The 17,934-nt window shown below is 70.0% G+C and carries 18 protein-coding genes; 7 read left to right on the forward strand and 11 right to left on the reverse strand.

Features of this window, described 5'->3' with window-relative positions; genetic code table 11:
• The first annotated feature begins 9 nt into the window (after positions 1-9).
• Genes ACHFIV_RS16485 through ACHFIV_RS16495 form a run of 3 tightly spaced genes read left to right on the forward strand, consistent with a single transcriptional unit; the run spans position 10 to position 2,754 of the window.
• Positions 10-1,989: a fructose-specific PTS transporter subunit EIIC gene (locus ACHFIV_RS16485; RefSeq protein ID WP_398968899.1), complete on the forward strand. Its 1,980-nt coding sequence runs from the start codon at positions 10-12 to the stop codon at positions 1,987-1,989.
• A 55-nt stretch (positions 1,990-2,044) separates the two neighbouring features.
• Complete coding sequence (locus tag ACHFIV_RS16490; RefSeq protein ID WP_398968902.1) at positions 2,045-2,317, forward strand: HPr family phosphocarrier protein; 273 nt, start codon at positions 2,045-2,047, stop codon at positions 2,315-2,317.
• Between the two features lie 2 nt (positions 2,318-2,319).
• Positions 2,320-2,754 carry a protein-tyrosine phosphatase family protein gene (locus ACHFIV_RS16495; RefSeq protein WP_398968904.1) on the forward strand — a complete coding sequence of 145 codons (435 nt, stop codon included), beginning with the start codon at positions 2,320-2,322 and terminating at the stop codon, positions 2,752-2,754.
• 26 nt (positions 2,755-2,780) lie between these two features.
• On the opposite strand, the gene ACHFIV_RS16500 is transcribed toward ACHFIV_RS16495, so the two are convergent.
• Together ACHFIV_RS16500 and ACHFIV_RS16505 are read right to left on the reverse strand one after the other, a co-directional pair.
• Entirely contained in the window at positions 2,781-3,068 is a 288-nt protein-coding gene (locus ACHFIV_RS16500) for a hypothetical protein (RefSeq protein WP_398968906.1), read from the reverse strand.
• Positions 3,069-3,190: 122 nt separating this feature from the next.
• A complete protein-coding gene (locus ACHFIV_RS16505; RefSeq protein WP_398968908.1) occupies positions 3,191-3,622 on the reverse strand; it encodes a DUF2000 family protein in 432 nt (143 codons plus the stop codon).
• Positions 3,623-3,708: 86 nt separating this feature from the next.
• Here ACHFIV_RS16505 and ACHFIV_RS16510 point away from each other — a divergent pair, with 86 nt between their 5' ends.
• On the forward strand, positions 3,709-4,512 hold the full coding sequence (locus ACHFIV_RS16510; protein ID WP_398968910.1) for an AraC family transcriptional regulator: 804 nt from the start codon (positions 3,709-3,711) through the stop codon (positions 4,510-4,512).
• Here ACHFIV_RS16510 and ACHFIV_RS16515 read toward each other — a convergent pair.
• The 7 genes from ACHFIV_RS16515 to ACHFIV_RS16545 form a co-directional block, all read right to left on the reverse strand.
• On the reverse strand, positions 4,506-5,018 hold the full coding sequence (locus ACHFIV_RS16515; RefSeq protein WP_398968913.1) for a mycothiol transferase: 513 nt from the start codon (positions 5,016-5,018) through the stop codon (positions 4,506-4,508). The two genes, ACHFIV_RS16510 and ACHFIV_RS16515, sit on opposite strands and share 7 nt — an antisense overlap.
• Positions 5,019-5,185: 167 nt before the next feature.
• A complete protein-coding gene (locus ACHFIV_RS16520) occupies positions 5,186-5,458 on the reverse strand; it encodes a hypothetical protein (RefSeq protein ID WP_398968915.1) in 273 nt (90 codons plus the stop codon).
• A 7-nt stretch (positions 5,459-5,465) separates the two neighbouring features.
• Complete coding sequence (locus ACHFIV_RS16525) at positions 5,466-6,137, reverse strand: TNT domain-containing protein (protein WP_398968917.1); 672 nt, start codon at positions 6,135-6,137, stop codon at positions 5,466-5,468.
• 129 nt (positions 6,138-6,266) lie between these two features.
• Positions 6,267-6,704 (reverse strand): nuclear transport factor 2 family protein, encoded by a 438-nt coding sequence (locus tag ACHFIV_RS16530; RefSeq protein WP_398968920.1) that lies wholly within the window; start codon positions 6,702-6,704, stop codon positions 6,267-6,269.
• A 97-nt stretch (positions 6,705-6,801) separates the two neighbouring features.
• The gene (locus ACHFIV_RS16535) at positions 6,802-7,515 is read right to left on the reverse strand and encodes a DUF4230 domain-containing protein (protein WP_398968923.1); all 714 of its coding nucleotides are present in this window, start codon (positions 7,513-7,515) and stop codon (positions 6,802-6,804) included.
• Between the two features lie 89 nt (positions 7,516-7,604).
• Complete coding sequence (locus ACHFIV_RS16540; RefSeq protein WP_398968925.1) at positions 7,605-8,120, reverse strand: DinB family protein; 516 nt, start codon at positions 8,118-8,120, stop codon at positions 7,605-7,607.
• Positions 8,121-8,227: 107 nt separating this feature from the next.
• Positions 8,228-11,179, reverse strand: a complete 2,952-nt coding sequence (locus ACHFIV_RS16545) for a glycoside hydrolase family 48 protein (RefSeq protein WP_398968928.1) — start codon at positions 11,177-11,179, stop codon at positions 8,228-8,230.
• 1,243 nt (positions 11,180-12,422) lie between these two features.
• On the opposite strand from ACHFIV_RS16545, the gene ACHFIV_RS16550 reads away from it, so the two are divergent.
• Positions 12,423-14,165, forward strand: a complete 1,743-nt coding sequence (locus ACHFIV_RS16550) for a glycoside hydrolase family 6 protein (RefSeq protein ID WP_398968931.1) — start codon at positions 12,423-12,425, stop codon at positions 14,163-14,165.
• 41 nt (positions 14,166-14,206) lie between these two features.
• Here the strand turns inward: ACHFIV_RS16550 and ACHFIV_RS16555 are convergent, their stop codons facing one another.
• A complete protein-coding gene (locus tag ACHFIV_RS16555) occupies positions 14,207-14,938 on the reverse strand; it encodes a VanZ family protein (RefSeq protein ID WP_398968934.1) in 732 nt (243 codons plus the stop codon).
• Between the two features lie 61 nt (positions 14,939-14,999).
• Here ACHFIV_RS16555 and ACHFIV_RS16560 point away from each other — a divergent pair, with 61 nt between their 5' ends.
• Positions 15,000-15,500 (forward strand): tetratricopeptide repeat protein, encoded by a 501-nt coding sequence (locus ACHFIV_RS16560; RefSeq protein WP_398968936.1) that lies wholly within the window; start codon positions 15,000-15,002, stop codon positions 15,498-15,500.
• A gap of 306 nt (positions 15,501-15,806) precedes the next feature.
• Here the strand turns inward: ACHFIV_RS16560 and rpmG are convergent, their stop codons facing one another.
• A complete protein-coding gene (gene rpmG, locus ACHFIV_RS16565; RefSeq protein ID WP_398968939.1) occupies positions 15,807-15,971 on the reverse strand; it encodes a 50S ribosomal protein L33 in 165 nt (54 codons plus the stop codon).
• A 507-nt stretch (positions 15,972-16,478) separates the two neighbouring features.
• On the opposite strand from rpmG, the gene ACHFIV_RS16570 reads away from it, so the two are divergent.
• Positions 16,479-17,909, forward strand: coding sequence for a PP2C family protein-serine/threonine phosphatase (locus ACHFIV_RS16570; protein ID WP_398968942.1), 1,431 nt, complete (start codon positions 16,479-16,481; stop codon positions 17,907-17,909).
• Positions 17,910-17,934 lie beyond the last annotated feature (25 nt).

Below are 17,934 nucleotides of genomic sequence, written 5' to 3' on the forward strand. Positions count from 1 at the left end.
AGCCCCGCGATGAGTGAGCTGATCACCGCGGAACTGGTCGATCTCGATCTGTCCGCCGAGACGAAGGACGCCGCCGCCCGTTCACTGGCCGGACGGATGGTCGCGGCAGGCCGTGTCACCGACCTCGACGGCTTTCTCGCCGATGTGGCGGCCCGCGAGGCGCAGATGCCGACCGGCCTGGACGGTGGCATCGGCATCCCCCACTGCCGCAGCGAGCATGTCGCCGCCCCGACACTGGCCTTCGGCCGCAGCCCGGGAGGCATCGACTTCGGAGCCGCCGACGGCCCCGCGGACCTCGTCTTCCTGATAGCCGCGCCCGCGGGCGCGGACGACGACCACCTCACTATTCTGTCGAGCCTGGCGCGGCGGCTCATGGACCCCGCCTTCACCGGCGCGCTGCGGGCCGAGACCGATCCCGCCGCCGCGGCGGCCCGGATCCGCGGCGAGGAGGTACCGGTACGGGACCAGCTGGACGCGCCTGCGCCGGAACCGGGCGGGGCGACGGCCGAGCCGTTCCGCATCGTCGCCGTCACGTCGTGTCCTACCGGTATCGCGCACACCTACATGGCCGCCGAGTCCCTGGAAGCGGCCGCGCGTGCCCAGGGAGTCGTACTGGACGTCGAGACACAGGGGTCGGCGGGTTTCCAGCGCCTGGACCCGGCGGTGATCGCCGCGGCGGACGCGGTCATCTGGGCCCACGACGTCGACGTGCGGGAGAAGACCCGGTTCGGCGGCAAACCGGTGGTCGACACCGGGGTGAAGGCCGGGATCAACCGGCCCGCCGAGCTCATCGCCGAGGCCCGGCGCAAGGCCGCGCAGGGAGAGGTCAGCACGTTCTCCGGCGAATCCGGCGAACCACGTGCGGGCGCGGGCAGCTCACCGGGTGCAGCAGGGCACCTCGGTGTCCGCCTGCGGACCTATCTCATGTCCGGCGTCAGCTACATGGTGCCGTTCGTGGCGGCCGGAGGGCTGCTCATCGCCCTCTCGTTCGCCATCGGCGGCTACGAGATCGCCGGCGCCAAGTCGGTGGCGGACCACTTCGTCTGGGGCGAGGCGGCCAGCTGGGCCGCCCTGCTCAACCAGATCGGTACCGCCGCGTTCGGCTTCCTGGTCCCGGTGCTGGCCGGGTACATCGCCTACGGGATGGCGGACCGGCCCGCACTCGTGCCCGGATTCGTCGGCGGTGCCATCGCGCTCACCATCGACGCGGGATTCCTCGGCGGTCTGGTCGCGGGTCTGCTGGCCGGCGCGGCGGTGATGGCGATCCAGCGGGTCAAGGTGCATCCCACGCTGCGCGGCATCATGCCGGTGCTGGTGATCCCGCTGCTGGCGTCGGTCGCGGTCGGCTTCCTGATGTTCATCGTGGTCGGCAAGCCGATCGCCTCCCTCCAGAACGCTCTCACCGACTGGCTGAACGGGCTGTCGGGCTCCAACGCGGTCATCCTCGGTGTGGTCCTCGGCCTGATGATGTGCTTCGACATGGGCGGCCCGCTGAACAAGGTGGCCTACGCCTTGGCGGTCGGCGGCCTGGCCGACCCCACGCCAGGCAGTCTCAAGGTCATGGCCGCCGTGATGGCGGCCGGCATGGTGCCTCCCCTGGCGATGGCCCTCGCCACGACCGTGCGCCGCAAGCTGTTCACCCGGACCGAACAGGAGAACGGCAGGGCGGCGTGGGTGCTCGGCGCCTCGTTCATCACCGAGGGCGCGATCCCGTTCGCCGCGGCGGATCCGCTGCGGGTGATCCCGTCCGTGATGGCCGGCGGGGCGGTCACAGGCGCCCTGTCCATGGCTTTCGGCTGTACGCTCCGCGCTCCGCATGGTGGTGTGTTCGTCGTACCGCTCATCGGCGAGCCGTTCCTCTATCTGCTGGCGATCGCCGCAGGCACCGCGGTGTCCACCGCTCTGGTCGTCACCCTCAAGGGCGTGCGGGGCAACCCGGACGCCTCCGCCCCGGCCGGCGAGGAGGCCGGAGTCCCCGTCGCCGCGTAGAACCCGTCGCCCCTCCCCCGGCATCCAGTCCCCCTCTGCACACAGGAGTGAACCCGTGTACCAGCGCACCGTCTCCGTCGGCTCCCGCAGCGGCTTGCACGCCCGTCCCGCCTCCCTCTTCGTCCAGGCGGCCATGCGTCAGCCGGTCCCTGTCACCGTCGCACGTGAGGGCGGCGACCCGGTCGACGCCCGCAGCATGCTGTCGGTGCTCGCCCTTGCCGCTCAGCAAGGGGATCTACTGGTGCTGTCTGCCGTGGGCGAAAGCGCCCCCGACGCCGTCGAGGAGCTGGCTGGCCTGCTGAGCCAGGACCTCGACGGGAAGGACTGAGCATGGCGGAGACCTGGGACCCGGAGGCTGAGGGCGTGCTCCAGCTGCCCTCCGGGCGGCTGGTGCGCGGCCGTGAGCTCCGGCGTCCGCTGCCCGCCGGCCCCGAACCCACCTTCGCCGTCCATCTGCTGGGCGGCCCGCCGCCCCCGGTGGCGTGGGATTCACAGTGGCTGCGCTGGCCCGACTTCCGTCTGCCCACGGACAGGGCGGCGGCGCGAGCCGTGCTCGAGGAGGCCTGGCGCCGGGCCCCGCGTGAACGGGTCGAACTCGCGTGCGGAGGTGGCCGCGGGCGGACCGGTACGGCTCTGGCGTGCCTGGCCGTGCTGGACGGGGTCCCGGCGGGGGAAGCGGTCGCCTACGTCCGCCGGAACTATCACCCCAAGGCCGTGGAGACACCTTGGCAGCGCCGGTATGTGGTGGGCTTCGCAGGCGATTGAGCCTGCCGCCGCGCCTCCCGTGCGGTTCAGTCCACCGGGTGCGGAGCCGGAACCGTGGCTCCGCCGCCGGCGCGTACCGCCTCGACGACGCTCTGATGGAGGGCTCTGCTCGCTTCCTCTGAGGGGCACGGCACCGGACTGCCGGCCAGGGTGAACCAGTCCGAGGCGCCGCTGTACTGCACGGCGACCTCTGCCTGCTCTTCGGTCCACGTCGTGTGCACGGTCAGATCACCGCTCACGACGCCTACCTCTTCGGTGCGCACTCCGCCGGTTCCCGCGAAGACACCGAGGGTGGTCCACGATGCCCAGTTCATGACGCGTCGCCTTTCGGGACAATGACAAGCCTGTCAAGCGGACTGTCTTGAGTATGGCACCGGCGTCCATCACCCGCACGGGTGTGCCCGTGAGTATCCGTCCGGTGACGCCGTGCCGGTGCTCACGGGTGCATCGACGCGCCTTTGAGGATCTTGTCGACCCCGTTGCGCGGCCCGTACACGGCCAGTCCCACGAGATCCATGGCGTCCCTCCCCACCGCCCGGACCGCGGCCCGGTTGGCCTCGTCGTGGCCGGTCGCGAAGAGGTCCGAGGTGAATACGGACAGCGTGGCCCCGCGACCCACCGCCTTGGTGTGCGCGGTCCTCAGGAGTTCCTTCGACCCGGCGAACACGACCACCGGCTGCCTGAACATCGGCAGGTAGGGGGTGCCGTCGGCATCGGCGTACGGTTCACCGATCACCTCGGGCGCCTGCGTACCGAGGCCGCTCACCAGGAAGGCGGTGACGTTGAGGCGCTGCCAGGTCTCGAGGTCGTCGCGGAGCAGTACAGCGATCTTCGTGTCGAAGCGTACGGGTGCGTTGTCGTCGTTCATGCCAGGAGTCTGCCGAGCCGGCCGCCGGCCGTCTTGTACGAAGTTTGCACACCGGGGTGGTGGTGACGCTCTTGTACGCTTCGCCCATGGGTGCACGTCCGGACATCACCGCGTGGCGTCCGCGCGTCGAGGGGATCAAAGAGGTCTTTCACGCGCGTTTCGCGGACCACGCGTACCCGATGCACACGCATGACGCGTGGACGCTGCTCATCGTCGACGAGGGAATGGTCCGCTACGACCTTGACCGCCAGGAGCACGGGGCGCCGAGTTCGGTGGTGACTCTCCTGCCCCCGCATGTCCCGCACAACGGCGACGCCGCGACTCCCGGGGGGTTCCGTAAGCGTGTGCTGTACCTGAACACCGGGGAGATCGACGCGGAGCTCGTCGGGAGGGCGGTCGACAGCCCCGTGCTGCGGGATCCGTGGCTGCGCCGTCGTGTCCACCAGCTCCACCGGACACTCGAGCACCCCGGGGACGAGCTGGAGGCGCAGAGCCGTCTCGCGCTCGTCTCCGATCGTCTCGCCCGGCACCTGCGCGACGAGCCCGACACCCCGCAGGTGTCCGACCGCCGGACCGCGCACGCCCTCCGGGAGCTGCTCGACGCGTCCTTCGTCGAAGGGCTGACGCTGCGCGACGCGGCGGAGCGTCTCCACGCCCACCACACGCACCTGGTGCGGGCCTTCAGCCGGGAGTTCGGCATGGCCCCGCACCAGTACGTGACAGGGCGTCGTGTCGATCTGGCCCGGCGCCTGCTGCTCGGCGGGATGCCCGCGCCGGAGGTCGCGACCTCGGCCGGGTTCTACGACCAGTCCCACCTCTCCCGGCACTTCAGGCGTGTGGTCGGCACGAGTCCCGGACGCTACGCGCGCACCGCGTCCGCGGCCTACTGACGGCGCTCCAGTGCGCCTCGCACGAAGGCGGCCTGACCCGCGTGCTGCAGATCATCGGCGATGACGCTGATCAGCCGCACGCCGAGTGTCACCGGCGGCGACCAGGCGTCGTCGACGACACGGTCCAGGGCCCGGCCGTCGAGTCCCCGGACGAAACCGAGCGTCTGCTCGTGCACGGCGTCGAAGTAGCCGAGAAGGAGGTCGCCCGACGCCACCTTCACGGAACCCACCTGGGCGCTGCTGTGGCCGTAGCCGGTCGAGCCCTTCTCGAGGGGCAGCTCGAAGCGGGAAGCCCAGTCCCTGGCGAACCAGATCTGCTCGGTGCCCGCAGCGTCGGCGAGGTGGTCGTCCTGGACGCGCGTGAGGTGCCACACGAGCCAGGCGATGGAATTCGCCTCGCCGTCGAGTCTGGTGTTGAGATCCTCGGCCGGGAGACCTTCGACTGCGGCGTGCACCGCTTCGTGGATGCGCTCGAACGCATCGGCGAGAATGCCTGCACTGTTCATACGACCACCATGGCGGCTCCCCGGGCGGGGCTCCACCTCCGACACGCGCCCTCACCGGCGCACGGTGGGCCCGTCCCGTCGGCGGAGGGCTGCCGGCGCCGGTTCCTGCCCGTCGGCTGCTGGGGCCGCCGCGTTCCCGGGCCCCGGCCGCCACCGCCTCCGGGCGCTCAGCGGTCGTGGTCGTCCGGCACCGTGCCGGCGGCCGGTCGGACGAGCAGGCGCATAAGGTGCGCGCAGGCCGCCGCCTCGCCCGGATGCCGCCCGATCACCTCGGACCTGCCGCGCTCGTACGCACCGGTCTCCCACACTCCGTCCGACGCCTTCCTCAGGAAGAGGAAGTCCGGTGGCGTGGGGACCGGTTCGTGCACGCCTTCGATGCGGTAGTTGCCGTCCGCCACTCCTGCCACTCCCAGCGCGGCACGCAGTTCCCGGCGGTCCACGTCGGGTCTAGGCGTCCGCGGGCATGAGGTAGGCGTGGTCGAGCAGCCATTTCACGTTGAGCCGCTGCCCGGCGCCGGGGTCGAGGAAGACGGCGTCCAGTTTGATCTGCGCGCCTCCGCCGGGCTGCTCGAACCACGGTGCGATACTGCCCTGCCAGACCCAGAACGGCTTGGCGACCTTGTAGACGCGGTAGTCACAGGGAACCGCGGCCTCACGGGTGTTGAGGTTCTGCGGGGGCAGCGCACGCTCCTCGTAGGCGTCTCCCGCCGGGGCGAGGTAGCCGCCGTACTCCGATCCGAAGCGGTCCAGACGCTGTCCGGTGCGCAGCTTCGCGGGCTCCTTGTCGATCTCCCCGTTGACCTCGGCGAATCCGTCGTTGGGCGGGTACTTCCAGCCGCCCGTGTCCGCGGGCCCCTCCCAGTACTTCTTCAGGAAGGCGGAGGGTGACAGGCTGCCCGTCCGCTTGTATCCCTTGAGCAGCGGACCGACGGGCGCCTGCTTCGCCGAGGGCAGCCACCGGGGCCCCAGCCGTGCGTCCCCGGTGAACTCACCCGTGCAGGGATCGTGGCTGATGGCCGGCGCCACGCGGTTCTCGTGCGGTGCGGCGCTCGCGGCGGGGGCGGTCACCAGGCCTGCGGTGAGCCCCAGCGCGGCAAGTGCGGTGCGGATACGGTTCATTCGGAAGTCCCCTCGGATGCCGATGAGCGATCGGTGATCTCACGTAGGGTAACGGAATGATTCCGCAGTGCGTTCACACCGTGCCACGCTGTGCCCCGGCAGCCGGGCGGACCCGGGCCGGAGACGGCCTCAGTGCGGCGCCTGTCTGGGTACGAGACCGTCGGCGGCGAGCCCCCGGAGAACGGCCTCGCCCAGCGCCTGCACCGCGGACATCGGGCGGACCATCACGGTGAACTCCTTGATGCGGCCGTCCTCGCCGAACTGGAGCAGGTCGATTCCGTGGATCGCCTTGCCGTTCACGGTCGCCCTGAAGAGCAGGACCTCCGACGGTTCCTGAGCGCCTTCCGCGCTGGTGGACGCCTCGCCCTCGAAGCGGCCGACGTAGCGGAAGTCCTCGAAGGTGCGCAGGAGTACGTCGAAGAGGCCCAGAACCATGGGACGACCTTCGAAGGGCGTGAACTTGACCGGGCTGAAGAGACGTACGTCCTCGGTGAACAGCGCTTCCAGTGCTGACGTATCGCCCTTCTCAACTGCGGCTTTGAAGCGTTCCGTGGTTTCGGCGGTCATGGTCCTCACTCCCTGGCTTGGGACGGTCGGTGGGATTGGTCGACCGTCGCTCCGGTGAGTGTGACGCAGGGCCGGCGGGCGTGGCGAAGGCAGGGTGTCAGCCGGCCGGATCGCCGTAGCGGACGGTGACCTTCTCGAAGCCGAGCGAGCCGAGCAGGCCCTGGAGCATGGAGGTGGTGTTCTTCTCGGCCCGTTCCGTGAGGCCGCTCTCCGCGGCGGCCTCTCCGATGTGCCGCGCCGCCAGCTTGTTGACGGCCTGCTCGCTGCCCGGGTTGTCGGAGAAGAAGTCGCCGAGGCGGTCGAGGAGTCCACGCTGCTTGGACACGGCGTAGGAGCGGTCCGGGTCCAGGGCGGGCTTGCCGAGCACCGCGTGGGGCAGCACGAGTTCGGCCGTGGTCCGGTCCTTGTCGACCCTCACCCCCTCGGCCCCGACCTTGCCGAGATCGACGGAGGCCCCGACGGTGCCCGCGCCGACGTACAGCGTCCGGGTGCCCCGGATGGCGTCGGGCAGCAGTTTGGCGTCCTTCTCCAGGTCGACCACCACCTGGAAGTTGCCGGACGCGGCCTCGTAGGCGCTCATGTCCTGGATGGACTTGAGCACCGCCGGCCCGGAGCGGTCGGTGGTCTCCTCCTCGAAGAGGTCGCCGAGACCCGGCAGCAGGCTGAGCCTGGAACCCAGGAACAGGAGGACCAGCGCCGCGGCACACACACCGGCGACCGGAAGGCACCCTCGCGTGCGGGGCCGGTGGGGCGTGGCGCCGCCGTGGCCGGGGTCACCGGCGCCGTCTGTCCTTACGTCTGTGGACGTCATGCCTTCCGTGTGACCCCGTACGGTCGTTTCAGTCCGCCCGGGCGCCGATTGGGCCGGAGCCGGCGGGGGCATGAGTCCCCCGGGTGACTTCAGGCCCCGGTGGTGCCGTCCAGTCGCTCCCGCAGCAGGTCGGCGTGTCCGATGTGGCGGGCGTATTCGGCGACCATGTGGACGTACACCGTGCGCAGTGAGTAGACGGAGCCCCTCCAGGTGAACGTGGTGTCGAGTGACGCCCCCGCCGCCGCCTCGTCAGCCAGACGGATCTCCTCGACGAGGCGCGCGTAGTCGTCGGGTGCGCGGTCCGGGGAGAGGTCCTCGAAGTCCGCGTCCTTCCCTTTCTCCGGGTCGTACATCGGCGGCAGTGACATGCCCGCGAGCCCTTCGCGGAACCATATGCGCTCCACCTTGGCCATGTGCCGGACCAGACCGAGGAGAGTGAGGTTGGAGGGCTCGACCGTCTGCTCGGCGAGCTGCCGGCCGGTCAGGCCCGCACATTTCTGCAGCAGTGTGCTGCGGTAGAAGGACAGGAAGGCGGTCAGTGTCTCGCGCTCACCGCCGGTGAGCGCTCCGGTGGTGCGGGTGGCTTCGGGCGCTGTCCAGGTCATCGCACGATCATGCCCTCTGCCTCCGGTTCGTGCGAGACCCCCGTGGACGAGCGGGGTCCCGGCCGCCGGCGGATGGCCGGCGGCCGGAACCCTGGCACTGCTGTCACTCACTCCAGAAGGTCGGCATACGCCCCCAGGGCCAGCGCGACGTCGGTCTGTGCCCAGAACCGGTGGTAGGTGAAGACCGGAGCGGCTCCGCCGTCCAGGTAGGCCTGCACCTTCGGCCAGTTCGGGTCGTCCTCGTAGAACGACCGGATGGAGAGGAACGTCGAGTCGTTGTCGACGGTGTCACCGTTGGGCATCGCACCCGTCCAGCCGTTCGGGACGTACACCGGGTCGTCGAACCGGTTGTAGTCGGCGCGCGTCTCGGGAACCGCGACCCCGGCGTCGTCCTGGTAGTGACTCCACATACCGTCGAGCAGCCCCTCGGCCGTGGCCTTCGCCTCGGCGTCACCGGACTTGGCCGCGTAGTAGGTCAGTGTCCTGGCGTAGGCACCGGCCACCCCGACGTCGTTGGTGTAGTCGGCGACCGTGACGTGGAGGCCGGCGTTCGCACCCGGGTCGGACGCGTTCCAGGTGTCGGGTGCGCCCGACCACTTGAGGGTGGACGGCATGAGGTAGGTGCCGTCCGGGTTGATGGTCGTCTCCGACAGGGCCCAGTCGACCCACTTGTCGAGTACCGCCTTGGCCTGGGCGTCGCCGGACTCGTGGTAGTACTCCGCGACCCGCTCCATGGACCAGGCCTGGAAGCCGAACCACTGGTTCGACGGCGGGTCGTGATAGACGGGCTTCTCGTCGTAGTACATGCCGTGGAAGGTCGGTGTACCGGCAGGAGGCTGGGCGTAACTGCCCTTCCAGCTGTTGGTAGCGCCGCCCGCTATGGCGCCCTCGTCGGACTGGAGCCACTGGTAGAAGTCCATCTGCCGGTCCAGGCTCTTGGCCCAGTCCTGCTGTCCCGTGGCCGACTTGGGCTTGAGGTCGGCCACAGAACTGAGTGCGTAGGCCGCCATCGGGTTCTGGTAGCCGCCGTGGGCGTGGCTGGAGCCGATGCGCCAGGACCAGCCGGCCGAAGTGTCCGTGGCACCGCCCCAGGCGTAGTACCAGGACATGAGGTAGTGCGCGCTGTTCTTGCCGCTGCCGGCGGGGCAGGTGGCCGGGCCGACGCAGTTGCCGACCTTCTTGAAGTACTTGTCGAACATCGAGTAGCGGAGGTAGTCACCCATCTTCGCCGCCTTGGCGACCGTCGCGGAGACCTGACTCGACTTGCCCTGCTCCTTCGCCCAGACGTCCGCCCAGTAGGCGGCCTGCACGGCACGGGCGTCCGCGTCCGGAGCGTTGGTGAACTTCCACTGCTTGGCGTACGAGGCGTCCCCGGTGAACAGGTCCAGGTAGCCGTTGTCACCACCGTAGGTGAAGTTGTCGCAGGTGGGGTGGGTGACGGTCTCCCAGACCGACTCCTGGGTGCCGCGCTGGAAGGTGTTGATGTACGAGGGACCGGTCTCGGTCGGCCCGGCCGAGCACTTCCCGGGGGAGTTGCCGTACCCGTAGACGTTGTCGACGTCCTGGATCCAGTGCATCCCGTAGATGTCGTCGGTGCCGTACGCGCTCTTCAGTTCCGAGGCGATCGGGTCCGATCCGGAGGCCGCCGATCCGTCGAGCACCGCCGGGTACTCGTTCGGGGTGTCGTGCTCGGGGGCGTACGTGGCGGGCTTCGACGCGTTGTAGGAGGAGTTCGTGGGCTGGTCGGCGTGGGTGGGGATCATGTACGTCTCCATGGTTTCCCACGCACCGTTGAACTTGGTCCAGTCACCGGTGATCTTGCCGTACATCGCCTGGAGCCAGATCAGATAGCTGTAGGCCTCGGACGTCGTCTCGTGTCCGTGGTCCGGCGCCTCGACGATCAGGGTCTCGACGGAGTGGTAGGGGATGCCCTCCGAGGAGAAGTATCCGTTGGCCGGATCGGTGATCTTCCCGTACAGGTCGAGGAAGCGGGCGTCGTACTCCTTCGCCGCGGCGAGCTGGGTGACCGTGACCTCGGCCTTGCCGTGCCCGGGGGCCGTCACGGTGAAGGTCGCGGCTCCCGTGCCGGACGCGTCGGCCGTGACGGTCACCTTCTGGGGCGTGGACCAGTTCGACGGAGTGAACGTGAGGCTCGCACCACCGGTGACACTCAGGCCGGAGTTACCGGCGCTGCGCGCGACGGTCGCGGTGACCGACGAGGAGGGCGCGGTGGACAGCGACACGTTGAACGTCCCCGACTTACCCTGCTGCACGCCCAGTTGTGCGGGCGTGGCGACGACGACCGGGCCCGCGACGACGGTGATGCCCGCCGGGGTCGACTCCGCCGAGGCGCCGAGGCTGTCGTAGGCCCTGGCGTACACGGAGTGACCGCCCGCGGAGAGCCCTTCGGCGTTGTAGGTGTACGGCGACGTGGTGTCCGTGCCGAGCAGCTTCGTGTTGTCGTAGAACTCGACCTTGCTGATCCCCGCACCGTCGGCGGCTGCCGCGGTGGCTGCCAGGGGTACCGGGTCTCCTGCGGAGAAGACGGCGCCCGCCGCCGGACTGGTGAGGACGGTGATGGGCGGCTGGTGGGCCCCCACGCACGCCGTGCCGTTGACGGAGAAGGCGGTCGGCGCGGTGTTGGTGCCGCTGTAGGTGAACTGCGCACCCGTCGTGACGGCGGAGCCGGCGGCGATCGAGCCGTTCCAGGCCGCGTTCTTGACGGTGACCGTCCTGCCCGACTGGGACCAGTTCCCGTTCCAGCCGTTGGCGAGCTTCTGGCTGCCCGCGTAGTCGTAGGTCAGGGTCCAGCCGGCGATGGCGGCGGAGCTCCTGTTCGTGATGGTGAGTTCGGTGCTGAAGCCCGAACCCCAGTCATTGACCTTGTAGTCGACGCTGCACTGCACGGCTGCGGCCTGGGCCGGGCCGCCGACTGCGGCGGTCATTCCCAGGGGGAGGGCCAGTGCTGCCGCGAATGCTGTCCACAGACGTCGGTATCCGGCTCCGGTTCTGCCGGGTCTCCTCGGTAACCACGTTCTTCGTGTGCGTCCCGATGGCATGCGCGGTACCTCCTGCGGCTCGGCAACATGGGGGCGTGCGGGGTTGAGCACAAGCCTTGAACCAGTGGGAGCGCTCCCAGCATGGGGATGAGGAAAAAGAGAGTCAAGAGACTTGAAGAGTCGAATTAATTCGACAACAAGAGTTGGGAACTGGTGTGTTGACCGCCACCACTTGACGCTCTAACGTCAAGCCACACCAGTGGGAGCGGTTCCACCAGTCGACGTGCCGTAGGGGGCACGCCCGATCTGCCAGGAGTCGCTCATGCGTCACCTCCCGCACTTATCGCACCTGTTCAGACTGTTCCCCGGAGCAGTGCCCGACATGGCCGGCAACGCATCCGCGGTCATGGTCACGCCTTCGGTATCCACCCCGGGGCGCACGGTGAAGAACAGCGCCGCGCGCCACCGGGACAGCGGACCAACGGTGGCGGGCACCGCGTCACCCGGCAGCCGGTACAGGACACATGCGATCGGTGCGGGCCCGGAGACGGATCTTTTGAGCTCCGCGCCGGGGCCGGATCCCGCATCCGGTGTCCAGGCTCAACAGCACACGCCGCACCGCGGATCCGACCGGCTCCACCGGTCCGGCGGATCCTTTCGCCCCCGCCGACGGACCGAGGAGAACGGGCCTCCGGAGCGACGAGCTCGCCGAGCACGCACCTGTGCGGGCGGGCGTCGACCGGAGCGACCGCTCCACCCCCCGGCCCCTGGCCTTCGAACGAGGAGTACCCACCTGGCCTGAACACCATGGACCCGCACTACGCGGACGAGAAGGACGACAGCGCCTTGGAGCGCCCGGCCGACGGGCCGAGTGCCGAGGCGCGGCTGCCCCGGCGCGCCAGCACCGGGGCGGGACACCGGCGTCACAGCCGGCCACTCCGACCGGTACGCCGACGGCGCCTGGTGTCGGCATCGGCCTCGGGGACCACGGGCACGCGGGGCCGCCCGCCACACATCGACGACCCCGGCACGCCTGCGCACGGGGCCTCTCGCAGACCCCGCTCGCACCGGTCCCCCTCGATACGCACGACATCGGCGAGGACACCTGCCCCCACCGGCTTCGCCGGCCGGGTCACGCAGGGGTTCGACGACCAGCAACTCCTGTCACTGGCGGGCCTGGAACAGCTGGGACCACTCCACGGCCTCGTCCTTGACCAGCGACTACGACGGTACCCCCACCCCGTACGGAATCGGGCCGCGCGATCACCTGCGCGCCCTTGACAGCTGAGGAAACGGAATTCGTATGAGCCGCACGAGCCGCACCACCCTGCGCCGATCCCGAACGGCACTCATTGCCGCGGGAGCACTCGTCGCCGCAGCCGCAGGCTCCGCCGCCGCGGTGGCACCCTTCGGAGCCTCCGCCGCGGCGGCGGCAGGCTGCAGCGTCGATTACAAGATCCAGAACCAGTGGAACGGGGGACTCACGGCCTCCGTGACCGTGAAGAACCTGGGCGCCGCCGTCTCCGGCTGGCAACTGCAGTGGGCGTTCTCGGGCGGCGAGAAGGTCAGCCAGGGCTGGAACGCCACCGTCTCCCAGAGCGGCACAGCCGTCACCGCGAAGGACGCCGGCTACAACGCCGCGCTGGCCACCGGATCCTCCGCCACCTTCGGCTTCAACGCGACCGGGAACGGCAACAGCACCGTGCCCGCGACCTTCAAGCTGAACGGCGTCACCTGTGACGGAGGCACCACGGGTCCGACCGATCCCCCGGACCCGACCGACCCGCCCGCGGGCGAGCAGGCTGACAACCCCTATCAGGGCGCCAAGGTCTACGTGAACCCCGAATGGTCGGCCAACGCAGCCGCCGAACCGGGCGGCAGCCGGGTCGCGAACCAGCCGACGGGTGTGTGGCTCGACCGCATCGCCGCCATCGAGGGCGCCAACGGCGGCATGGGCCTGCGTGACCACCTGGACGAGGCCCTGACCCAGAAGGGCTCCGGCGAACTCGTCGTCCAGCTCGTCATCTACAACCTGCCCGGGCGTGACTGCGCGGCACTCGCGTCCAACGGCGAGCTCGGCCCCACCGAGATCGGCCGCTACAAGACCGAGTACATCGACCCGATCGCGGCCATCCTCGCCGACGCGAAGTACGCGGGTCTTCGTATCGTCACCACCGTCGAGATCGACTCCCTGCCGAACCTGGTGACCAACGCGGGCGGCCGGCCCACCGCCACCCCCGCGTGTGACGTCATGAAGGCCAACGGCAACTACGTCAAGGGCGTCGGCTACGCACTCAACAAGCTCGGCGACGCGCCGAACGTCTACAACTACATCGACGCCGGCCACCACGGCTGGATCGGCTGGGACGACAACTTCGGCCCCTCCGCCGACATCTTCCACCAGGCCGCCACCGCCGAGGGCGCGACCGTCAACGACGTGCACGGCTTCATCACCAACACGGCCAACTACAGCGCCCTGAAGGAGGAGAACTTCTCCATCGACGACACCGTGAACGGAACCTCCGTGCGGCAGTCCAAGTGGGTCGACTGGAACCGCTACACGGACGAGCTGTCCTTCGCCCAGGCCTTCCGCAACGAACTGGTCTCGGTCGGCTTCAACTCCGACATCGGCATGCTCATCGACACCTCGCGTAACGGTTGGGGCGGTGCGAACCGGCCGACCGGCCCGGGTGCCTCCACCAGCGTCGACACCTACGTGGAGGGCGGACGCTACGACCGCCGCATCCACCTGGGCAACTGGTGCAACCAGGCCGGAGCAGGCCTCGGTGAGCGGCCGCAGGCGGCCCCGGAGGCCGGCATCGACGCGTACGTCTGGATGAAGCCCCCGGGGGAGTCGGACGGATCCAGCAAGGCGATCCCGAACGACGAGGGCAAGGGATTCGACCGGATGTGCGACCCGACGTACACCGGTAACGCCCGCAACAACAACAACATGTCCGGGGCCCTGGGCAACGCTCCGGTCTCCGGGAAGTGGTTCTCCGCCCAGTTCCAGGAGCTCATGAAGAACGCCTACCCGGCGCTCTAGGCTCCGCGCCGGCGGGTCCCGGGCGCTCTCCCGCCCGGGCCCTACCGACGACTGCGCCACCTGTCGAACAGAGCGCGTCCGCGAGCCATCGGCGCGGACGCGCTCCGGCGTGCGGCGGGTCCGGAAGCGGCTTCGTTTCCGCGCTTCGTCGCCCGCACCTTCGACATGACCGCGCTCCCCGCCTTGGCCCCGCCCTTCGCTCCGGTGCCCGGCTTCCCCTTGTTCCCGGTGACCGGCCCGGTCCTCGCCGGGGCTGGCGCGGGTTCCGCCGCGCCCGCAGGTCGGTCCGAAAGAGTGTGGTAGCGATGGCTGACGCGTCGGCCCACCAGTGCGTACCCCAGCAGAGCGCCCGTCGTATTGAGGATCACGTCGTCGATGTCGAAGGCCCGTCCCGCCACGAGCGCGCCCTGCGCGAGCTCCACGACCGCCATGACCAGCACGGTCAGCACGGTCATCCGGAGCATCCGGAGCCGGCGCGGGACAAGAATCGGCAGCAGCACACCGAAGGGTGCTCCCAGCAGCAGGTTCCCGCCGGCCTGCTTGCACGCCGCGAGGAAGGTGTAGTCCTCCGCGTACTGCCGCAGTGAGCGCCCCGGCTTCAGATTGGAGGTCACGATGTCCTCGGACGCCGGTGACGGTGTGAGCGTCACCTTGGCGAGGACCACCGAGAACGCCACGAGCGCCAGGAACGCCGCGGCCAGCGCCGCCGCGCGCAACAGCAGACGTCCCACACTTCTGCGCCGTCGTGCACTGTGTTCCGCCTCAGCTGTCATGGCGGAACGGATGCCCCCGACCCGGGAACCCACACCCCCTGACGGGTGCGACCATGTGCGCATGAGCGCACAGACGAAGGACGAGCTGCTGACGGAGGCCGTACGACTGCGGGAACAGGGCCATCCCGAGCAGGCCAGGGAACGCCTCCTCTCCCTCACCGCCGCGTACCCCGACGCGCCGGACGTCGCCTACCAGACAGCCTGGGTCCACGACGTGCTCGGCCTGGAGGCCGAGGCCGTGCCGTACTACGAGCGGAGTCTGCAGGGCGACGGCCTCCCCGACGAGGACCGCCGTGGCGCATTGCTGGGGCTGGGCAGCACCTACCGCTGCCTGGGCAGATTCGGGCAGGCCGTCGAGACGCTCCGGCGCGGCGTGTCGGAGTTTCCGGACGACGGGGCGCTACGCGCCTTCCTCTCCATGGCCCTGTTCAACACCGGCGAGCACCACGAGGCCATGCAGCTTCTGCTGCGCCTGGTGGCGACGACGAGCGACAGTCCGGACGTACAGCGGTACCGGCCCGCCATCGAGCACTACGCGACCGATCTGACGAAGACCATGTGAACCGGGGCCGTGAGGGCGCCGGGCCGAACGCCCGGTGCGTGAGCGCGACGCCGAGGATCATCGGGGCGCCCGTCACGCGGGAAAGGGGAAGCCCCGGCCGGATCGGGGGAATCCAGCCGGGGCGGCTTGTGTGCGGAGGTGAAGGCGGATCACCGCGCCGGGGGTTCCGGCCGTTCACTCCCACGTATAGGTGAACGATAAACCAGCTCTCCCCGTTCCCGTAATCCGCCCCCTGCCCTGTGATCCACACCACGACTGTGCAGGCCGGAGCGTTGCCGTAGAAGCAGGGTGGATGTGCCTCGCTCCTCAGCGGGCCTCGCGGAACGTGACATGGCGCCCGGCGACCGGGTCGAACTTCCGGAGCTCCATCCGGTCCGGGTCGTTGCGCCGGTTCTTCCGCGTCACGTAGGTGTGGCCGGTTCCGGCCGTGGAACGGAGCAGGACGACAGGTCTGACCTCGCTGCGCGCCATGGGATCTCCAGACTGGGACTCCGACCCCGCCCCCTGATTGGGGATGGGTGTCGTTTTCGTTTCCGGCTCTCACAACACACGCGGGGGCACCGCCATTCCCGCGCCGCGTACCGGGACGCCGTCGGCCCCGTGTCCGCGACGGAACGCCGAACGGAGGAGCGGCGAACGCCTGGCCGCACCCCGGACGCTACGTCGGCTGCCGGCCCCGCCTTCGGCGCGGCCTCGCATCGGCGCGCCCGCACGCCCCTCAATCCGGCCGGTGCGAGCGGCGCGGGACCGCGTACACGGGCGGACGCCGAGCTGCTCACGCCGGACGGCTTGCGTCAACTACCCCACAGGGGCAAGGGTGTTCGAGGATCGCCCCGGGTCCACACAGCCGATGGCATATGCCGGAAGCAAGGACGTCTCGAGTGTTGCCAAACCCCTTACGGGGTCCCCCCGCCTGTGCGACAGTCGTGTTCGGTCCACCCCCACGAACCGGCCGCACCGCCTGTATCGGAGTACCAGATGCCGTCCCATCTGTTCGCGGACCGCCCCGCCCCCCAACCGCCCGAGCGGGATGCCGTCGACGCCTTGATCAGCCGGACCCGGCTGCTGCGGGGCGACGTGGACGCCGTGCGACGCGACACCACGGTGATCGACGACGATCCCCAGCTCCGCTGGCAGCGGGCACTCTGCGAACTCGCCGTGCATCAGCTCGACGACCTGGGCGAGCACCTGGGACAGCTTCGGGACGGCATCCCCGGGGCCGGTGCCGCCGAGCCGGCGGCTGAGGTCTGCGCCGAGGCGCCGGCCGAGGCGCCCACGGACTCCCTCCTCAGCAGGGTGGGCAGCGCCGAGTGGGACCTGCTCACCGACGAGGTCAGCTGGTCCGACGAGCTGTACCGGATCTTCGGCAGGACTCCGGGCACGGGGGCGCTGTCCCTGGACGAACTGCCGTCCGTGCTCCTCGCGGAGGACCAGCCCCTCCTGACGTCCATGGTGACCGACTGCCTGGTGGACGGCAGGCCGATAGACGGCGAATTCAGGATCCTGCTGCCCGACGGCAGCATGCGGACCCTGCACATGATGGGCGAACCCGTGCTCGACGCGGACGGCTGCACCGCTTCCATGTGGGCGGTGCTGCGCGACGTCAGCAGGCTGAGGCGCGGCCAGCACCTCGTGGGCCGGACCAAGGATTCACTGCGGCGCCAGGAGCAGATGGCGCACGCCGAGCACCGGGTGGCGGCGGAACTCCGGGAGGCCGTTCTTCCGTCATGGCGCGGCTCGCTGCCGACACCCGGCCACGGCACGAACGGACTGGACATCGCCGCCCACTACCTGCCGTCGGGACCGAGCGACCTCATCGGTGGCGACTGGTACGACGCGCTGCCACTGCCGGACGGGAAGACCCTCCTCACCGTCGGTGACCTCACGGGCCACGGGATCCCCGCGGCCTCCTCCATGGCGATGCTGCTCGGTGCGCTGCGGGGCATGGCCGTGGCCGGTGTGGGCCCTGGGGCGGTCATGGGCCATCTCAACCAACTGATCGAGTGCTCGGCGCAGCCGGCCCTGGGCAGCGCCGTGTGCTGCCGCTTCGATCCCGTGACCGGCACGCTGGTCTGGGCACAGGCAGGGCACCCCGCGCCGCTGCTGTTCCGCAGTGGAGAGGGGCGCCCTCTGCCCTCGCCGGACGGGGTCCTGCTCGGGGCGGCGTCCGGGGTCACCTATGAAGAGGATCAGGTGGAGCTGCTGCCCGGCGACGTGCTCGTCCTGCACACCGACGGACTCACACGGCGGAGCGACCGGAGCACCGGCCCGGACGTGCTTCTCGGGCTGGCACCTCGGTTCGCCCAGGCCCGCACGGCACAGGACTGTGTACGGGCGGTGGTCGAGGAGCTGGGACCGTCCGAACACCTCGACGACGCATGCGTGTTGATCGCACGCGTCGAGGCGTGAGGGAACACCGGACCACTTCGACCCG

Source organism: Streptomyces sp. ALB3, from assembly GCF_044385685.1.
GTDB lineage: Bacteria > Actinomycetota > Actinomycetes > Streptomycetales > Streptomycetaceae > Streptomyces.